The following is a 14,896-nucleotide window of genomic DNA, read 5'->3' as shown; positions in this document are numbered from 1 at the left end:
CCCTCCTAACAGCCCTCTCCACAACCTCCTCAAGCCTACCCCAGTCGAGACTCACCGGATTAATACGTCGCTGATATTTAAAAGCCTTTCTGGCTTGTGCGGGGTCGGCTAGGTCGCTGTGGCTGTCTCAGTCTGAGAAGAGTGTGCTGTGGCGTATCGCCACGCCTCTTAATCTCGCCTAGCCGCATACCGCGGTTTTCCGCACCTGCGCCAGGTTGACAGCCGCGGCAGGCTGTATGTCTGTGGTGGACGTGTGGGACGGCGTCAAGATCTGTTGAGGAGCGGCGGCCCTACTCGATGTGGCTGAGTCTAACTAAATCCCGTGCCGTGATTCGTGGGGGTTACAAGGGTGGTGGATCGAGGTCGTCCCGCGCCTCAGCTGAGTTAACTCTTAAGTTGTAGTTGGGTAGCCTTGTTGTAGATCTGCTACTATGGCTAGTGTATCTGTGGTGGGCCCGCCGGGATTCGAACCTTATCCCAAGCCCCCTGGCGGGGGCTTGACGGGACCACCCGCGTTCTCCGGCTGTTGCGGGTGTGCCTTGTAAGGCGGGCATCATAACCGCTAGACTACGGGCCCGTCCCCCCTTACTCCACTATTTTTAAGTTTTTTGCAGGTTCCGCCGCTTAGCGCTCGGCCACGTATGCCAAGCTGTCTCCAACCCCGCAGGTCTTCGCCGCTTTCCTCCTGCACCCTGTCTACCTCGGTAGTAGGGTTTTCAGCGTCTCTATTGAGAGGACGTAGATGATGGCTGGCGGAAGCGCCGCGGCGGCGAGGGCGGCGTATGTGTATCTCGCGGCGCCTTTTACGCACGTGGCGGCGTATATCCATGATGCCATGGAGATCGTCGTCTGGAGGAGAGCGAGGTACAGCGCGAGGATGCCGAAAACGATGTGTGTAGAGGTGGTCAGGAGGGCCAGCGGTATGGCGGCGGATGCGAGTACGTAGGTAGTGGAGTAGTTTATGACTAGGGTTAGGACTCCGAAGAGCTGGTGTGCCTTGACCAAGCCGCCTCTCCCGCCGCAGATCCTCCACGCAAATAATACATTGTCTAGAGCAACAAGGGCAAACACGGTAAAGAAAATATAAATCACAACCCAGACTACTCGTCTATATAAATCTGGAGAGCCTCCGTCTGGCTGCGCACCCATTTGGCTGGAACCCCATATGTAGGCTACTTGAATCTAGACGCCGACAGGCGGCTTTTGTAAAAACTGCGGCGTCTGCGGCTATGCGCGGCGGCCACGATGTTCTTCGCGAGGTTTAGAAACCCCAGCCTCGCGGCTAATGTTGTCCAGTGGGCTGTCCCCCTGTCGGGGGGCATGATCCCGCCCACGGCCATGCCGCCGGAGGCGGCGCGGTGGTTCGCCTACTCGCCGCTACACTATGTGGTCGCCCCCGTGATTTACTCAGCCACGGGGCGCTGGTTGCTGGACCCGGTCTTCACCATGGCGGCGGGGCTCCTCGCGGCCGCGGGGCTTGGTCTGCTGTCTCTATACGCGGCGGAGTCGGCGTACAAGAGGTTTAGGAGGCTTGGAAAGTGGGGGGCGGAGTAGCGCTACTGCTGGCCTCTGCCGCCGGCCCAGACGACGGTATCTGTCTCGGGGTCCCAAACCACGGTGTAGCCGTCTACCCGTATTCTCACCCTGCCCTTCCGCACGGCGATTATGTAGCCCCTGACCCGCCCCGTCTCTACGTCTACGAGGAGGCGGTCCCCTACTACCTCCACCCGGAGTGCCTCGGCCAGTTTAGATTTTCTGAACTGCTCGGCGGCTTGGGAGAAGTCGGCCGCCATTACACGGCGGGTATCCTCTTAACCATCGGCGACCTTACCTTCATGATGATTTTGAAGTTGCAGTACGGGCATCTTATGCCGGGGAGGATCTCCATCTCTGATCTGCTGAACACCCTGCCGCACCGCATGCAGATGTAGAGCCTCCTCTCCTCAGCCACGGCATGCGCCTCTTGTGGCTTTATAAAAATTTCCCTCGCCGCTACGCCCTCCTCAGCAGACTCGCCACCCGCCGGGGTCCTCCTATCTCCGTGAGGTACTCCGCCACGGCTGGGGGCACCATCTCGGCCCACCTGGGGTTGTCCTCGGCCATTAGCTGGCGTATGGCAGTGGCTGAGTAGTCGCCGTAGTGTGGGTGGGGCCTCACCTCGACGCCCCAGTAGGCGAGGGCCGTAGCCACCCACGAGTTGTTTGAATACACTACGTGGTGCTGGGGGCACCAGTGGCGCAGGTAGGAGCCCCAGTGGCTGGAGGGGCCGTTGGTGTCTGGCACTGTGCAGTACAGCAGGCGGCAGTTGGCGCCGAAGTGCCTCCGGAACATCTCAAGCCGCTCCCCCGGGGTGAAGGGGTTGTCGGGGGTGAGGGCCTTGTCGGCGGAGCCTATGGCAACCACCACCTCGTCGTAGTGCGTGAGGAGCCACTCCACCACCTTTACGTGTCCCCAGTGGAGAGGCTGGAAACGGCCTATAAACAGCGCCCTCACAGATCGGAGTAGTCACTTTTTTAAAATGTAGCTCTAAATAGTTGGTGATGTGGTAGCTCGCGTCCGAGGATGACGAGCGGCATACTGGCTGACAACAACACGCCGCGCAGTTGCATATCCACGCCTCGATACACACAACACACTTCCAAAACACTTTAAAAATACCCTGTAAGATCTATAAATCACCGCGGCGGATTGATTATAGCGAATACTCACATGAGGCTTAAAACACGACTGCAACTCTTGCAATAATTTTCCATCGTTGATGGTTTTCTAAGGCTCACAGTAATCAAAGATAGATATGTGAATACAGCCCAGAGCTACCGACCCATTTAAGAAGCGGAAAAATCTAAATCTCCTTATACGAGCCGCACCATGCCTCCCTACTGGGGTGATCATATGCCGCCGTTGTTACTGCAGTTATGTTTTATCGGAATGGTATTTCTCGGCGTATCGCTATCTAGGATAATTTATAATTATGAACAATTTAAAAAAGTAAAAGAAGTTCCCACTTTTATTGCTGGATTTATTACTGTTTGATGATGAGTCGGAAAATTGTTCTAATATATTTTTGGAGTTTTGTCGGCTGGTTTTTCTCCGCCTTTGTTTTTATGTCTGCGTTGTTTGCGGCGGGGGCCGACAGCGCTAGGTTGCTGTTTTTCTCTGTGGCGTATTCTCTGGCGAGCTTTGCCGTTTTTATAACGGCGAGGTTTAGGCTTGTGAGGCTGTACTACCCTCTGTTGTTCCCCCTTCTGTTTATAGATATACCGGAGGCGCGGCTCTTCGCCGTTATGTATATTACGGGGCTTCTCGGCGCCCACATCTCCTCGGTTCTGCCGACGCTTGTTGAGAAAGAGGCTCTGGGGCGCGTAAACTCCAACAGATCGATAATAGGCGCCGCTGGGGACTTGGCGGGGATTGCCGTAGCGCTTTTCGTACCGGTGTTGTGGCTGTACCCGGCCGCCGCCCTTTACCTGTTGGCTTTTCTCCTTCCGCGGCCTCAGAAGGCGGCTGGCTGGAGGTGGACCTTTTCGAGAGCCCGCTTGATATATGCCAACTCGTTCCTCTTGGGGGTGGCCTTCGGCTTAACGCCGGCGTTGATGGCTAAGTGGGCTTCTGGCGATGCCCTCCTCCTGGCTTTTATATACACGGCGCCTGCGTTCAGTAGCCTCGCCGGGGGCCTCTTCACCCGGGCTCTGCTCAAGCCCGGCCGGGAGCTGGCCTTGGCCGTCCTAAGCAACGTCGCGATGGCGTTCGCCACAGGTCTCCTCGGCTTTGTGAGGGACCCAGCCGCCGCTTGGGCTTTGGCTCTCGCCCGGTGGCTTTTTATGATGTCTTTCGGCGTCTCCCTCGCCACGTTTATACAGACCAGATGGAGGGGCGATCTAATGACTATATTCACCACCGACGGCTTTATGACAGAAGTGGGGAGGTTGGCAGGGGCTTTTCTGGTGTATCCCGTGGTGTCTCTTTCGGTGGAGGGGGCTTTTGCCGCGGCCGCCGTTGTTATGACCGCCGCGGCTCTGGTCCTTACGCCCTATTTTAAGCTCGAAGTGTGTAAAGACAACTAGGCGCGGCTCTGTAGCATAGACGCGACGTGGAGGAGTAGCCTCACCACCTTAGTCGCCGTTATGTCCGACACGTCGTTCGGTGGGGAGTACTCCATTATGTCGACGGCGGCGGGCCTCAGCGTGAGTATGAGGTCGGCGAGTAGGTACTCCAGCTTGCGGAAGCTCAAGCCCCCCGCCTCCGGCGTGCCTACGCCGGGGGCCTCTGAAGGGTCTAACACATCTATGTCTAGGGTTAGGTATACCCTTCCCGAGGCTGTAGACACGGCGTCTGCGATCGCCTCTCTGGTGAAGTCTCTCCCCTCTACTACGTAGAAGCCGGCTTTCTCTGCGTATCTCCTCTCCTTGTCGTCGTAGGCCCTCACGCCTATGTATATGGCGTAGAAGCCGAGCTTCTCGTGGGCTCTCCGGGCGAAGGTGGCGTGGGAGAGCCTCTGCCCGGGGGGCCACTCGTCGCGGAGGTCGAAGTGGGCGTCTACGTGGACGTATACGTCGGGCTTGACGACGCTCAGCGCGGCGAGGGTGGCGGTGTGCTCACCGCCGAGCATAATGAAGGGCGGATCTACCTTCTGGAGTGTCGCCTCTATCCTCGCCAGATTCTCCTCGGGCCTGCCCTGGAGGAGATCCACGTCGCCGAGGTCGCAGAGGGGCTTGGCCACGTTGCCGAACAGCGTGGTGTACTCTAGGTAGGGGAGTATCTGCCTAATTTTCTGGGGGGCGAATCTGGTGCCGGGTCTGAAGCTGAGCGTGTCCTCCATGGGGACTCCCACCAGCTTGACGTCTCCTTCGCGGCAGGCGTGCTTAAGCACGCCTTTCTCTTTCGACCCGTTTATACTCTTTGCGCCGCGGCACAATTTTTATGTCGACGTGGACTATGAGGGGGTGTAGTTTGGAGATGGCTCTAATCGCCCTGGTCCTTAGGGCGTGTATCCTCCCCATGGTCATGTCGGGGCTGACCCCCACAAGCGAGTAGACGACGAGGAAGCTCCCGGCTCTTCTAATTTTTACGTCTAGGGGGGTGCCCAGCTCGGCGAGGGCTTCTCTTATCTTTTCCTGTAGGGAGGCGTCTCTGTAGAGGGCGCCCACGATGCCGTAGGCGGCGTCTTTAGCTAGTTTAGAGAATTCGTAGAGGACGTAGAGGTATATGGCGACGACCGCCGCCGTCTCGGCTACGATGAGGTCAGAGAGGTTGCTTAATACGACGGCCCCGGCCGCCGCTGTGGAGAGAGACGCGTCTACCTTGGCGTGGGCCGCGTCCGCCTTTAGAATCTCTAGGCGGAGGGTCTCGTAGTTGCGCCTCTCCCAGAGGTACATTGCGTAGGTTACCGCACCCCCGGCTAGCAGGAGCAGTGTCATCCACAGCGGTGTCGGCTCGCGGCTGAGCTCTATCGAGGTGGCGAGGATGTATGTGTAGAAGCCCAGCACCGCCAGCACCGCGAGAAGAGTCAGAAGGCTCTCCACTCTGTATATCTCCCAGGGGAAGGTCCTCCCCCTCCGCGACGCGTAGTAGAGGCCGAAGCCTGAGATAAACGCAATGGCCGAGTCCATGAAGCCGTGGAGGGCGTCGCTGGTGACGAGCAGGCTTTGGTAAATGACGCCGAGGAAAAGCTCCACTACTGTAAAGGCCAGGGTGATTGTCCCCATTATGAAGAGGTAGAGCGACGCCAGCCACAGCCTTATGTAGGGCTTCACGCCTCTGATTTGTAAAGACTTAAAAAATTAAGTAGTGGTTGCGGTAATGCGCCGTGCGGAGTTGTTGGAGGAGATTGTGAAGCGCCGCCTGCTGTACTGGCCGTCGGCGGAGATATACGGAGGGGTGGGGGGGTTCTACGACTACGGCCCCCTGGGGGTCCAGCTGAGGCGTAACATAGTAGAGAAGTGGCGCCGGATGTTCGTCCTGCCGTATCAAGACATCATTATCGAGGTGGAGACGCCAATCGTGATGCCGGAGCCCGTCTTCAAGGCATCGGGCCACCTCGACCACTTCACCGACTACCTAGTGACGTGTACAAAATGCGGCAGGAAGTACAGGGCTGACCACCTCGTAGAGGAGGAGCTGGGGAGGAGGGGGCTGAAGATCTCCACCGAGGGCCTCTCCGCCGCTGAGTTGGAGCGGCTCATCGCCGAGCATAAAATTGCGTGTCCCAACTGCGGCGGGCCGCTGGGCCGGGTGGAGTCGTTTAACCTGTTGTTTAAGACCACCATTGGGCCATACAGCGACAGCGCCGGCTACCTCAGGCCGGAGACGGCGCAGGGGATGTTCGTGGCGTTTCCCCGCCTCGCCGAGTATGTGGGACGGCGGCATCCCTTTGGTGTCGCTCAGATAGGGAGGGTGGCGCGTAACGAGATTTCGCCGAGAGGCGGCTTGATGAGGCTGAGGGAGTTTACCCAGATGGAGATTGAGCTGTTTTTCGACCCCCAGAACCCCAGGTGTCCCTACTTCGCAGAGGTTGAGAACATGGAGGTGCCCATAGTGCCGGAGGAGCTGGTGGCCAAGGGCGTCACGGACCCCGTCTTTGCAACGGCTCGGGAGGTTGTGGAGAAGGGCTACGCCAACGAGTGGATGGCTTTCTTCATGGCCCTAGCCGCTAGGTTCCTAAGGGAGCTGGGGGTACCTCTCGAGAGGCAGAAGTTCCTGGGCAAGTTGCCGCACGAAAGGGCCCACTACTCTGCGAAGTCTTATGACCAGATGGTGTTGACTGAGCGCTTCGGCTGGGTGGAGGTGTCTGGCCACGCCTACCGCACGGACTACGACCTTTCTGGGCACAGTAAGTACAGCGGCAGGGAGATGTATCTGGAGAGGCGGCTCCCAGAGCCAAGGGAGGTGGAGGTGGCTAGGCTCTACCCCAACCCCACGGCGATTAGGGAAAAGTACGGGGACAAGATAGGGGAGGTGGTTAAGGCTCTTAAGGAAAACGAGGAGTTTGTGCTGGCGGCTTTTAGGAGGGGGGAGCCCCAGGTCGCGGTTGGGGGATTTGTGGTGACGCGGGACATGGTGTACATAAAAACTGAGCGGCGCAAGACCGACCTGGAGAAATTCATACCCCACGTCATAGAGCCCTCCTTCGGCCTCGACAGGATTATGTACGTAACGCTGGAGTCGGCAGTTGTGGAGGAGGGTGGCCGCATCTACCTCCGCCTGCCCCCCGACGTGGCGCCGGTTAATGTATGCATCCTGCCGATTGTGAAGAGAGGCGACTACGTGGAGATCGGCCGCTCGCTGTGGAGGAACTTGGCTGGTGAGGGCTACGTAGCCATTTACGAGGACGAGGGGACGATCGGCAGTAGGTACGCCGCGTGCGACGAGATCGGAGCCCCCCTAGCCGTCACAATAGACGAGAAGACGCCGGTGGACGGCACTGTGACTGTTAGGGAGCGCGACTCCCGTAGGCAAGTTCGCGTCAAGCTTAGAGACGTGGCGGCCTTCGTCTCTATGGTGAGGCGGGGGCTGTCTTTCGACGAGGTTGCCAGGGAGCTGAACGCCGCGCCTGTTTGACGCAGGTAGGGCGCCCTCGGCGCGGGCTTGGGGGAAACGTTTTATAATCTGTGGGTATTGAGTAGCTATGGCTGAGAGGAGGGAGGTGGAGAGGGGGAAGAGGTTATTGATCCCTCCATACCTGTCGCCGCAACAGGAGAGGAGGGAGCAGAAGAAGTCTGAGCGCAGGGCGAAGATAAGGCACGCGGAGGGCGTTGAGGATGGCGTTGCTAAGCTGGCTCCCGACGTTTACGAGGAGTTGGACAAGCCAGCCGAGGTGGAGATAGTGGCGCCTGGGGGGTCCTCCCACGAGAAGAAGAAGGTCTTTAGGGCCGTTCTGGGGGAGAAGATCCCGAGTGGGGAGATCCACGTCTCGGCTGAGGACTTGAGGGCCTTGGGTATTGCAGAGGGCACTGTGGTGACTGTTAGAAAGAAATGATTGGGATACTGCGGGGGCTTGCCGTAGTGGTTGAAGACGTGGAGTCGGCCAGGAGTCTTTACAGAGAGGGGTTCTACGGCCGGTTTCTAGGCTACGACAAGGTTAAGAGAGATGAGGTAGACCGCGTAAACGCCCCCCTCGTGCTCGCGCTTTACGAGGCGCTGTACCTCGCCGAGAGGGGGAGGCTGAGAGTCATGGCCGAGGGGGGAGAGGAGGTGCCGCCGGAGAAGCTGGCGGTGCTGGGGAGATCAAGGCTGAAGAACTTCGACGAGATTTATAAGATATATAGATACTTCCGCGACTTGGGCTACGTTGTGAAGAGCGGCTTAAAATTCGGCGCGTTGTTCTCCGTGTACGAGAAGGGGCCTGGGATTGACCACGCCCCTATGGTGGTTGTCTTTCTAGAGCCGGACAAGGGGATATCCGCCACGGACATCACGCGGGGGGGCAGGCTTGGGCATAGTGTCAAGAAGACTTTTACCCTAGCCACAGTGTTGAAACAGACGGGCGAGGTTACGCTCTTGGGGTTTACCTGGGCGAAGCTTTAGAAAACTAGTCGATTTTAAGCTCAGCGACTCCGTACTCCCCCGCCTTGCTCACCACGATTTGCAATACCCCGTCTCGGTACACCGCCTTTGCGCTGTCTACCCTCAGCCGGTACGGCACCTCTATCTTCCTCGATATGGGGAAGTTAGATATCCTCTCCCGCCTAATCGGCTTCCCCCCGCCGTCAGGCTGGGTGGGTGAGGCTAATACCTCCACGGCCTTGTCGTAAACCCTGACCTTTATGCTGTCTTTCCTCACCCCGGGCATGTCGATGTAGAAGACGAGGTTTTCGCCGACGTCGTAGATATCGACATCCGGCTGCCTCTCTACCTTGCCGGCGTTGGAGTCATACAGCTCCTTTAGCCCCTCTTCGATTTTCTTAATGGGTTCCATGTGAGTCTAACCTCTCTTCTAAAAAACTGGCATTGGTATTACCAGAAGATTAGCGCCGGAAAGCGGGTGGCCGACCGTCTAAAAGGGGGTCTTGAAAAACTATTTTTGGCCAACTACTCCAATGACCTCTCCGTAGGCGTTTATAGGGAACGACCGGCCGCACTTGGGGCAGTTAATTGAGAAGCCGATGTTGTACCAGCTCTCGCCTATCTCTACCTCGAATTTGTGTTTGCAGTACGGGCATGTTACCCGCACCTTCAGCGTCTTTTCCAGCTCCCCACCTGAGTATTCCCAATCTTCTGGGAATTCTTGGGCTACCATAGGCGCCCTAGTTAATATTTATATAAATGCTTTTTCCCCGCCGTGGTGGATTTCTTCGAAGCCGTCTTCAAGAGGAGATCTGTGAGGAGGTTTAGGAGGGAAAAGATCCCCGAGGAGGACGTCAAGCGGATTATGGAGGCTGGTCGTGCCGCGCCGACAGATGCGACTCTACACCTCTGGAGCGCCGTGTGGGTAAGAGACGAGGCGAAGAAGGCGGAGATCGCGAATCTGATCGGCCAGCCCCACGTCGAGGAGGGATCCGACTTCTTTGTATTTCTGGCAGATCTCTACAGGCTAGAGGAGTTGTTGAGATACAGGGGGCGCCAGCTCGCCTCTAATAAACTTGCCCTTTTTGTATTCGCGGCGGTAGACGCCGCGCTGGCCGCCGAAAACATGGCCCTCGCCGCTACGGCGATGGGCTACGGTAGTTGTTTCATAGGCGCTGTTCAGAACGCAGTGGAGGAGTTGGTCGAGCTACTGCGCCTTCCCCGCCTCGCCTATCCCCTCTTCGGCCTAGTCGTTGGCGTGCCCGACGAGGAGCCGCCGCCACGCCCGAGGCTCCCCCTGGAGATGCTGTTTCACAGAGAGGAGTATAGGCCGTATTCAGAGGAGTCGCTGGCCGCCGCGTACGAGGTGATGGCTAAGGTGACGAGATCCGGCGACTGGCTGAGGTTGCTGGAGCGCTACGCCGGGGCGGGTGGTTACTTCGACAGGCGTAGCGAGTTGATGACGGCGGTGTTGAGGAAGATGGGGGTTATGTAAATATTTATATCCGGCCCATGTCTCGGGTCCGTGGCCGTTATTAGAGGCGTGGTGGTGTCGAAACAGTTGGTGTACGATCCCACTGGGACTAAATATATAAAAATTGATATTATTGAGGAAAAGGAGTTGCCGGGGCCGGTTGCGGCTTTCTCGGCGCAGGACGAGCAGGCGGCGCAGTTAATGAGGGAGGTTATGCCGCTGGTTACTCAGATAGTGAGGTCGCTACCTTTCGGCGGTGGGAAGATATCTGTGCCGAGGGTCACGTTGTGGCTCACTGACGAGGAGGTGGAGATCTTCGGCGACATCGACGTGGGGGAGACCATTATGATTAGTGTAGAGGGCGGGGTTATTAGCATCAAGCCGGAAAGTTAAAAAAGTTGGTCGCCGTTGCGTTCGTGATCACGGACGCGTATAGGTTGAAGTACACCTTCGGCGTGGATTACGGCACCAGCTATGTGAAGTACGGCCCTATTTCGCTAAACGAGCCGAGGGTCGTGCAGACCCGCGGCCTCTTCTTGAGAGATCTCCCGGAGTCTGTAAAGATGAGGATCCCCCCCGACGTCTTGTCCAGGGGGCTGGTGGTGGGCGACGAGGAGGTGAGGAAGTACCTCTCCAGTGTCAGAGACGTACAACGCAACTTGAAGTACCCCCTGAGAGATGGCATCGCTAGGAGAGATGACGAAGACGCCTGGCGCGTGTTGAGGGAGCTGGCGCGCTACACCCTGGCGCAGTTCCCAGTATCGGAGCCGGACTTCAGGGGGTGGATAATTTCAATTGCCCTCTCCGCTCTGGCACCTGACTATATGTACAAGTCCATTTTCGATATATATACAGAGCTTTCAGATGAGTTTAAAATACACGCCGTGACTATACTCCCCCAGCCCCTGGCAGTCGCCATTGCGGAAAACGCTGTTAACTGCATCATTGTGGAGGGGGGCCACGGCAATATACAAGTGGCTCCCATTAGCTTCGCCTTGATTAGAGAGGGGCTGGTGGCACTGAACAGAGGCGGCGCCGAGGCCAACGCCATTACGCGGGAGATTTTAAAAGACATGGGGTACAGCGACATAGCTAGGGAGGAGTACGCCGTGGAGGTGGTGAAGAGGGCCGTGGGCCTCGTGCCGAGGAATTTAAAGGAGGCCGTGAGAGCCGCCAAGTCTAACCCAGACCGCTTCGTCGCCAAGGTCAGGCTGTCTCCAGTCGTCGAGGTGGAGTTCCCGAGGGAGTACGCATGGACGCGGTTTCTCATCGGCGAAATAGTCTTCGACCCCAACCACGAGGAGATTAAGAGCTATATCGAGCAGTCGCGGCTGAGCATTGAAAACGCCGTCATCGGCGACGTTACCCTCTACGGCGAGATGGACATAGCCACTGCTGTAGTAACCTCGCTGAAGAACGTCTCCGTGGAGATACAGGAGAGGGTGGCCTCCCAGATAATCTTAAGCGGAGGGGCCTTCAGCTGGCGGGTGCCGCCGGGTCTGGAGGACGTCGCTGTGGACAGCGTGACGAGGGTGAAGATCGCGCTTGAGGAGAGGAACCCCGTGCTGGCTTCGAGAGTCAACGTGAGGCTGGTGTCCGAGCCGCAGTACTCAGTCTGGAGGGGCGCGGTGATTTACGGCTACGCCCTGCCGCTGACGCTTGAGTGGTCAGACTCGACAAGGGAGGGCTGGTACTACCCAAAGAAAAATATATAGCAACATAAACAATCGTGGAGTTCCCCAAGGTATTGGTGATCCGCCACTTCACTGAGGTACTCGGCATGAGGTACACCGGCGAGCAGGGCGAGGTGCTGTGGTTCGAGGATGGGTTGAATAAAGTGGCTGTGGGGCTCTACCTCTCTGAGCTTTACGAGGAGGGGGAGCTCTACAAGCGGGTGGCCGCCCTAGCCGGGTTGGAGGCCTCTAAAGTCTACCTCGCCGTCCTGCCGGAGGGGGCTGTGTTTGTAGATCCCCGTTTTTTCAAAAGCCAGGGAGTGGGGCTGGTGGTCGTGGACTCCTCCAGGGGCGTCGACGGGGTTGAGGTGAAGATATACGCAAAAGCCCGCCAGCTCCAAGCCGCCAGCGTCGACGCCGGGAGGCTGGCGGAGGCGGTTAAGGCATCCGTGGCGGAGTACCTAAGGGAACAACTCAAGGCTCTCGAGGCCTCTATTACTGAGAAAGTGAAGAGGTATGTAGACCAGAGACTTGAAGAGTTTAGACGCGCCGCTCCATCTGCACAAGAGCCCCCAAGGGCCGTGCAGGAGGCTGGCGGGCCCGCCGTGTTGGATAACGAGTGGGTGAGAATACTGAGGAGCCGGGGTAGATAGGAGAGAATTTAAATTACCCCGCTCCAGTGGTGACGTGGACATCTTGATAGAGGAGGTTAGAAGGGTGTTCGGCAACTCTGACGAGGGTAGGTTTGCGGAGAAGCTTATCCAGTCATATAGGGAGGGGGGCGCCCGCGCCGTGAGGGCCGTCGTTTTGGGGTACCTCAAGAGGCTGGGGGTGGATGTGGAGAATAGAGAAGATTGAGCTGGAGAACTTCCGGTCATACAGAGGGAGGCATGTAATAGCTTTTGGAGATGTAAACATTCTGTGGGGTAGGATAGGCGCCGGAAAGACCTCTGTGCTGTACGCCATCGAATACGCGTTGTTTGGGAGACAGCTAGAGGTTAAGGAGCGGGTAGCTAGGCTGGTCGATTTGATCAACACAGAGGCTCATGAAATGTCGGTGGCCTTGACTATGCGTGACGGGGATAGGGTACTGCGTGTGGAGAGGAGGCTGGGGAGGAGAGGCGCCGAGAAGCTCCTCCTCTACGTCGACGGGGTGGAGGTCAGGGGGAGGGAGGCAGAGGAGAAGTTGATGGAGCTTGTGGGGGCCGACGAGGATGTCTACGAGAGGCTGATCTACATGTCTCACAGGTCGCTGGAGGGGTTTATCTACGGCACGTCGCAGAAGAGGTCCCTCGCCATAGACCGGCTATTTGGTATAGACGTGATAGACGGCGTCGTTAGGGCTATCTCCGGCGTGGATAAGGCGCTTATGGAAAAGGCCGAGGAGTTGAGGAGGAGGCTGAAGGCGTATGAGAAGTATAGAGAGGTCATTAGGCGCTACGGGGGGATTGCCCACGTGAGGTCGAGGCTGGAGGGCCTGGCCGGCGAGGTTGAGGCGTTGAAAAGTAGAGAGGAGGCGCTGTCAAAGGCGGCGGAGGAGCTGGCGAGGAGGAGGGCGGAGCACCTCACAAAGCTTAGGGAGAACGAGGCGCTCCTCCTGGAGTACTACAAGACGAAATCTGAGCTGGAGGTTCTGGAGGAGGCGGCCGCCGGCGGCGAGGTGGACATCACCGCCGTAGATAGGCTTAGAGGCGCGTTGAGAGAGGCGGTGGAGGAGTTTGAACACATGCTAGGCGGGGACTTGGCGGAGAGGCTTGAGAAGGCCGGCGATCTCGAGGCGCTATCTGCGGCCATGGCCGAGGCCTACGACGCCCTTGTGAAGTTGCAGAGGGAGCTGGAGGGCCAGATACAGGAGGCGAGGCGGCTTTATGAGCAGTACCTCGCCAGAGCTAAGAAGCTGGAGGGGGAGGAGGCCGAGGCGGAGGCTAAGCTGAAGAGGTTAGAGCGGTCGTATCAACGCTTTAAGGAGTTGCAGAAGGCCTTCCAGTCGCTTGAGGAGGCGAGGTCGGCCTTGGCGGAGCATAGAAAGAGGCTTGAGGAGGTGGAGAGAGTCGTGGCCTTCTCCTCGGCGCTTAGGACCGTGGCGATGTACGCCGCCGAGGCAGATCTCAAGAAGTGCCCCGTCTGTGGAGGGCCGCTGAAGAGAGACGACGCCCTGCGGGTGGCTGAGGAGGTGGAGGCGAGGCACGGCTCCTTGATAAAAGAGGCGGAGGCGCTTAGAGAGAAGATGCGGGAGTTGGAGAGAGCTGTGGAGGAGATGGAGGCTCTGAGCGGCGACGTGGCTGAGTACATGGCTACGAAAACCAGGCTGGAGGAGCTGAGGCTGGAGAGAGAAGAGGTGGTTAAGAGGGCTCTGCAGGCTGAGAAATCTGTTAAGCAACTAGAAAAGAAGTTGGAGAGGTTGCGGGAGTTGCTGACGCGGGTGGATAGGCGCACTATCTCCGAGGCCTTGTCTAAATACGGGAGGGCGCTGAGGGCTAGGGAGCTACGCCGACGGCTGAGAGAGCTTGAGGAAGCGTTGAGGAGGGCCGGCGTCTCTGGGGAGGTCCTCGACCTCGACATGAGGTGGAGGGAGGTGGCGGAGGAGCTGGAGAGAGTCTCCGCCCGGCTGTCTGATGCGTATAGAGAGAGAAGTGTGTTGGAGGAGGTGGTTAGGGAGGTGGGTGAGGACGCCGACGTGCTTAAGAAGAGGCTGGACGACGTGCTCTACGCCTACGGAAGGTTGCAAGACTTCAAGGCGAGGCTTGAGTTGGTGAAGGTAAACACCAGGGCGAGGCTTCTAGAAGTGGCGAAGACGCGGTTTAACGAGGTCTTCATCTCCCTGTACAAGTATGGAGATATTGTGAGAGTAGACGCAGATTTAGAACAGCGAAAGGGCTACTACGACTTCGTCGCCGTGACCCCCTCCGGCGATAGGTACGGCATTTCTAAACTGAGCGATGGCCAGAGGCTCTCCATAGCCCTGGCCCTAGCCCTAGCCCTTAGGGATATCTCCAGGTTAAACCTCGGCTTCATCATATTCGACGAGCCGATTCCGTACGTCGATATAAATATTAGAAAGGCTTTTGTAGACCTCGTGGCGGAGCTGGCTAATAAGTTCCAGATAGTCATAGCGACGCAGTCAAGAGAATTCGCGGAGATCGTAAAAACCGCTGTGCCGAGATGCAACGTGTTCGCCATAGAGAAGGGAGAGAGCTCCGCGGCGAGGCCTGTCTCCGAGCTACCACGGTGAAGCTTATTTCACAAC

General features: G+C 57.8%; 20 protein-coding genes and 1 tRNA gene. 12 read left to right on the top strand and 9 right to left on the bottom strand.

What is annotated here, in order from left to right; translation table 11 throughout:
- Nucleotides 1–447: 447 nt before the first annotated feature.
- Together ACP5J3_RS00795 and ACP5J3_RS00790 are read right to left on the bottom strand one after the other, a co-directional pair.
- A tRNA-Val gene (locus tag ACP5J3_RS00795) sits at nt 448–577 on the bottom strand.
- Between the two features lie 119 nt (nt 578–696).
- Entirely contained in the window at nt 697–1,092 is a 396-nt protein-coding gene (locus ACP5J3_RS00790; protein WP_428493897.1) for a hypothetical protein, read from the bottom strand.
- A 153-nt stretch (nt 1,093–1,245) separates the two neighbouring features.
- On the opposite strand from ACP5J3_RS00790, the gene ACP5J3_RS00785 reads away from it, so the two are divergent.
- Nucleotides 1,246–1,554: a hypothetical protein gene (locus ACP5J3_RS00785; protein ID WP_428493896.1), complete on the top strand. Its 309-nt coding sequence runs from the start codon at nt 1,246–1,248 to the stop codon at nt 1,552–1,554.
- A gap of 2 nt (nt 1,555–1,556) precedes the next feature.
- On the opposite strand, the gene ACP5J3_RS00780 is transcribed toward ACP5J3_RS00785, so the two are convergent.
- From ACP5J3_RS00780 to ACP5J3_RS00770, 3 genes are read right to left on the bottom strand one after another with little or no spacing between them, the layout of a single operon-like run.
- Nucleotides 1,557–1,793, bottom strand: a complete 237-nt coding sequence (locus ACP5J3_RS00780) for a hypothetical protein (protein WP_428493895.1) — start codon at nt 1,791–1,793, stop codon at nt 1,557–1,559.
- Complete coding sequence (locus ACP5J3_RS00775) at nt 1,793–1,951, bottom strand: DNA-directed RNA polymerase subunit P (protein WP_428493894.1); 159 nt, start codon at nt 1,949–1,951, stop codon at nt 1,793–1,795. The genes ACP5J3_RS00780 and ACP5J3_RS00775 overlap by 1 nt, the downstream gene beginning before the upstream one ends.
- Before the next feature lie 41 nt (nt 1,952–1,992).
- On the bottom strand, nt 1,993–2,493 hold the full coding sequence (locus ACP5J3_RS00770; RefSeq protein WP_428493893.1) for a nicotinamide-nucleotide adenylyltransferase: 501 nt from the start codon (nt 2,491–2,493) through the stop codon (nt 1,993–1,995).
- 375 nt (nt 2,494–2,868) lie between these two features.
- Here ACP5J3_RS00770 and ACP5J3_RS00765 point away from each other — a divergent pair, with 375 nt between their 5' ends.
- Entirely contained in the window at nt 2,869–3,033 is a 165-nt protein-coding gene (locus ACP5J3_RS00765; protein ID WP_428493892.1) for a hypothetical protein, read from the top strand.
- Nucleotides 3,034–3,104: 71 nt separating this feature from the next.
- Nucleotides 3,105–4,064 (top strand): hypothetical protein, encoded by a 960-nt coding sequence (locus ACP5J3_RS00760; RefSeq protein ID WP_428493891.1) that lies wholly within the window; start codon nt 3,105–3,107, stop codon nt 4,062–4,064.
- Here ACP5J3_RS00760 and ACP5J3_RS00755 read toward each other — a convergent pair.
- Together ACP5J3_RS00755 and ACP5J3_RS00750 are read right to left on the bottom strand one after the other, a co-directional pair.
- On the bottom strand, nt 4,061–4,870 hold the full coding sequence (locus ACP5J3_RS00755) for an agmatinase family protein (protein WP_428493890.1): 810 nt from the start codon (nt 4,868–4,870) through the stop codon (nt 4,061–4,063). The genes ACP5J3_RS00760 and ACP5J3_RS00755 overlap by 4 nt on opposite strands.
- Nucleotides 4,863–5,753, bottom strand: coding sequence for a cation diffusion facilitator family transporter (locus ACP5J3_RS00750; protein ID WP_428493889.1), 891 nt, complete (start codon nt 5,751–5,753; stop codon nt 4,863–4,865). Before ACP5J3_RS00750 ends, ACP5J3_RS00755 begins: the two co-directional genes overlap by 8 nt.
- A 46-nt stretch (nt 5,754–5,799) precedes the next feature.
- Between ACP5J3_RS00750 and glyS the strand changes: the two genes are divergently transcribed.
- The 3 genes from glyS (at nt 5,800) to endA (ending at nt 8,523) form a co-directional block, all read left to right on the top strand.
- Nucleotides 5,800–7,557 (top strand): glycine--tRNA ligase, encoded by a 1,758-nt coding sequence (gene glyS, locus ACP5J3_RS00745; protein WP_428493888.1) that lies wholly within the window; start codon nt 5,800–5,802, stop codon nt 7,555–7,557.
- Nucleotides 7,558–7,624: 67 nt separating this feature from the next.
- Nucleotides 7,625–7,975 (top strand): hypothetical protein, encoded by a 351-nt coding sequence (locus ACP5J3_RS00740; protein WP_014287817.1) that lies wholly within the window; start codon nt 7,625–7,627, stop codon nt 7,973–7,975.
- A complete protein-coding gene (gene endA, locus ACP5J3_RS00735; RefSeq protein ID WP_428493887.1) occupies nt 7,972–8,523 on the top strand; it encodes a tRNA-intron lyase in 552 nt (183 codons plus the stop codon). Before ACP5J3_RS00740 ends, endA begins: the two co-directional genes overlap by 4 nt.
- Before the next feature lie 4 nt (nt 8,524–8,527).
- Here endA and ACP5J3_RS00730 read toward each other — a convergent pair whose 3' ends face one another.
- The gene (locus tag ACP5J3_RS00730; RefSeq protein ID WP_428493886.1) at nt 8,528–8,914 is read right to left on the bottom strand and encodes an Hsp20/alpha crystallin family protein; all 387 of its coding nucleotides are present in this window, start codon (nt 8,912–8,914) and stop codon (nt 8,528–8,530) included.
- Between the two features lie 99 nt (nt 8,915–9,013).
- A complete protein-coding gene (locus tag ACP5J3_RS00725; RefSeq protein WP_428493885.1) occupies nt 9,014–9,235 on the bottom strand; it encodes a hypothetical protein in 222 nt (73 codons plus the stop codon).
- 45 nt (nt 9,236–9,280) lie between these two features.
- Between ACP5J3_RS00725 and ACP5J3_RS00720 the strand changes: the two genes are divergently transcribed.
- From ACP5J3_RS00720 to ACP5J3_RS00695, 6 genes are read left to right on the top strand one after another with little or no spacing between them, the layout of a single operon-like run.
- Nucleotides 9,281–9,997, top strand: coding sequence for a nitroreductase family protein (locus ACP5J3_RS00720; RefSeq protein ID WP_428493884.1), 717 nt, complete (start codon nt 9,281–9,283; stop codon nt 9,995–9,997).
- Between the two features lie 30 nt (nt 9,998–10,027).
- Nucleotides 10,028–10,369, top strand: coding sequence for an arcadin 1 (locus ACP5J3_RS00715; RefSeq protein WP_428493883.1), 342 nt, complete (start codon nt 10,028–10,030; stop codon nt 10,367–10,369).
- Between the two features lie 23 nt (nt 10,370–10,392).
- The gene (locus tag ACP5J3_RS00710; RefSeq protein ID WP_428493882.1) at nt 10,393–11,691 is read left to right on the top strand and encodes a heat-shock protein Hsp70; all 1,299 of its coding nucleotides are present in this window, start codon (nt 10,393–10,395) and stop codon (nt 11,689–11,691) included.
- 14 nt (nt 11,692–11,705) lie between these two features.
- On the top strand, nt 11,706–12,302 hold the full coding sequence (locus ACP5J3_RS00705; protein ID WP_428493881.1) for a hypothetical protein: 597 nt from the start codon (nt 11,706–11,708) through the stop codon (nt 12,300–12,302).
- Nucleotides 12,303–12,336: 34 nt separating this feature from the next.
- Nucleotides 12,337–12,507 carry a hypothetical protein gene (locus ACP5J3_RS00700; protein WP_428493880.1) on the top strand — a complete coding sequence of 57 codons (171 nt, stop codon included), beginning with the start codon at nt 12,337–12,339 and terminating at the stop codon, nt 12,505–12,507.
- Complete coding sequence (locus ACP5J3_RS00695; protein ID WP_428493879.1) at nt 12,485–14,881, top strand: AAA family ATPase; 2,397 nt, start codon at nt 12,485–12,487, stop codon at nt 14,879–14,881. Before ACP5J3_RS00700 ends, ACP5J3_RS00695 begins: the two co-directional genes overlap by 23 nt.
- Nucleotides 14,882–14,896 lie beyond the last annotated feature (15 nt).

The sequence above is a fragment of the Pyrobaculum sp. genome (assembly GCF_049971835.1).
Classification (GTDB): Archaea; Thermoproteota; Thermoprotei; order Thermoproteales; family Thermoproteaceae; genus Pyrobaculum.
This window is presented reverse-complemented; position numbering and strand designations above follow the sequence as displayed.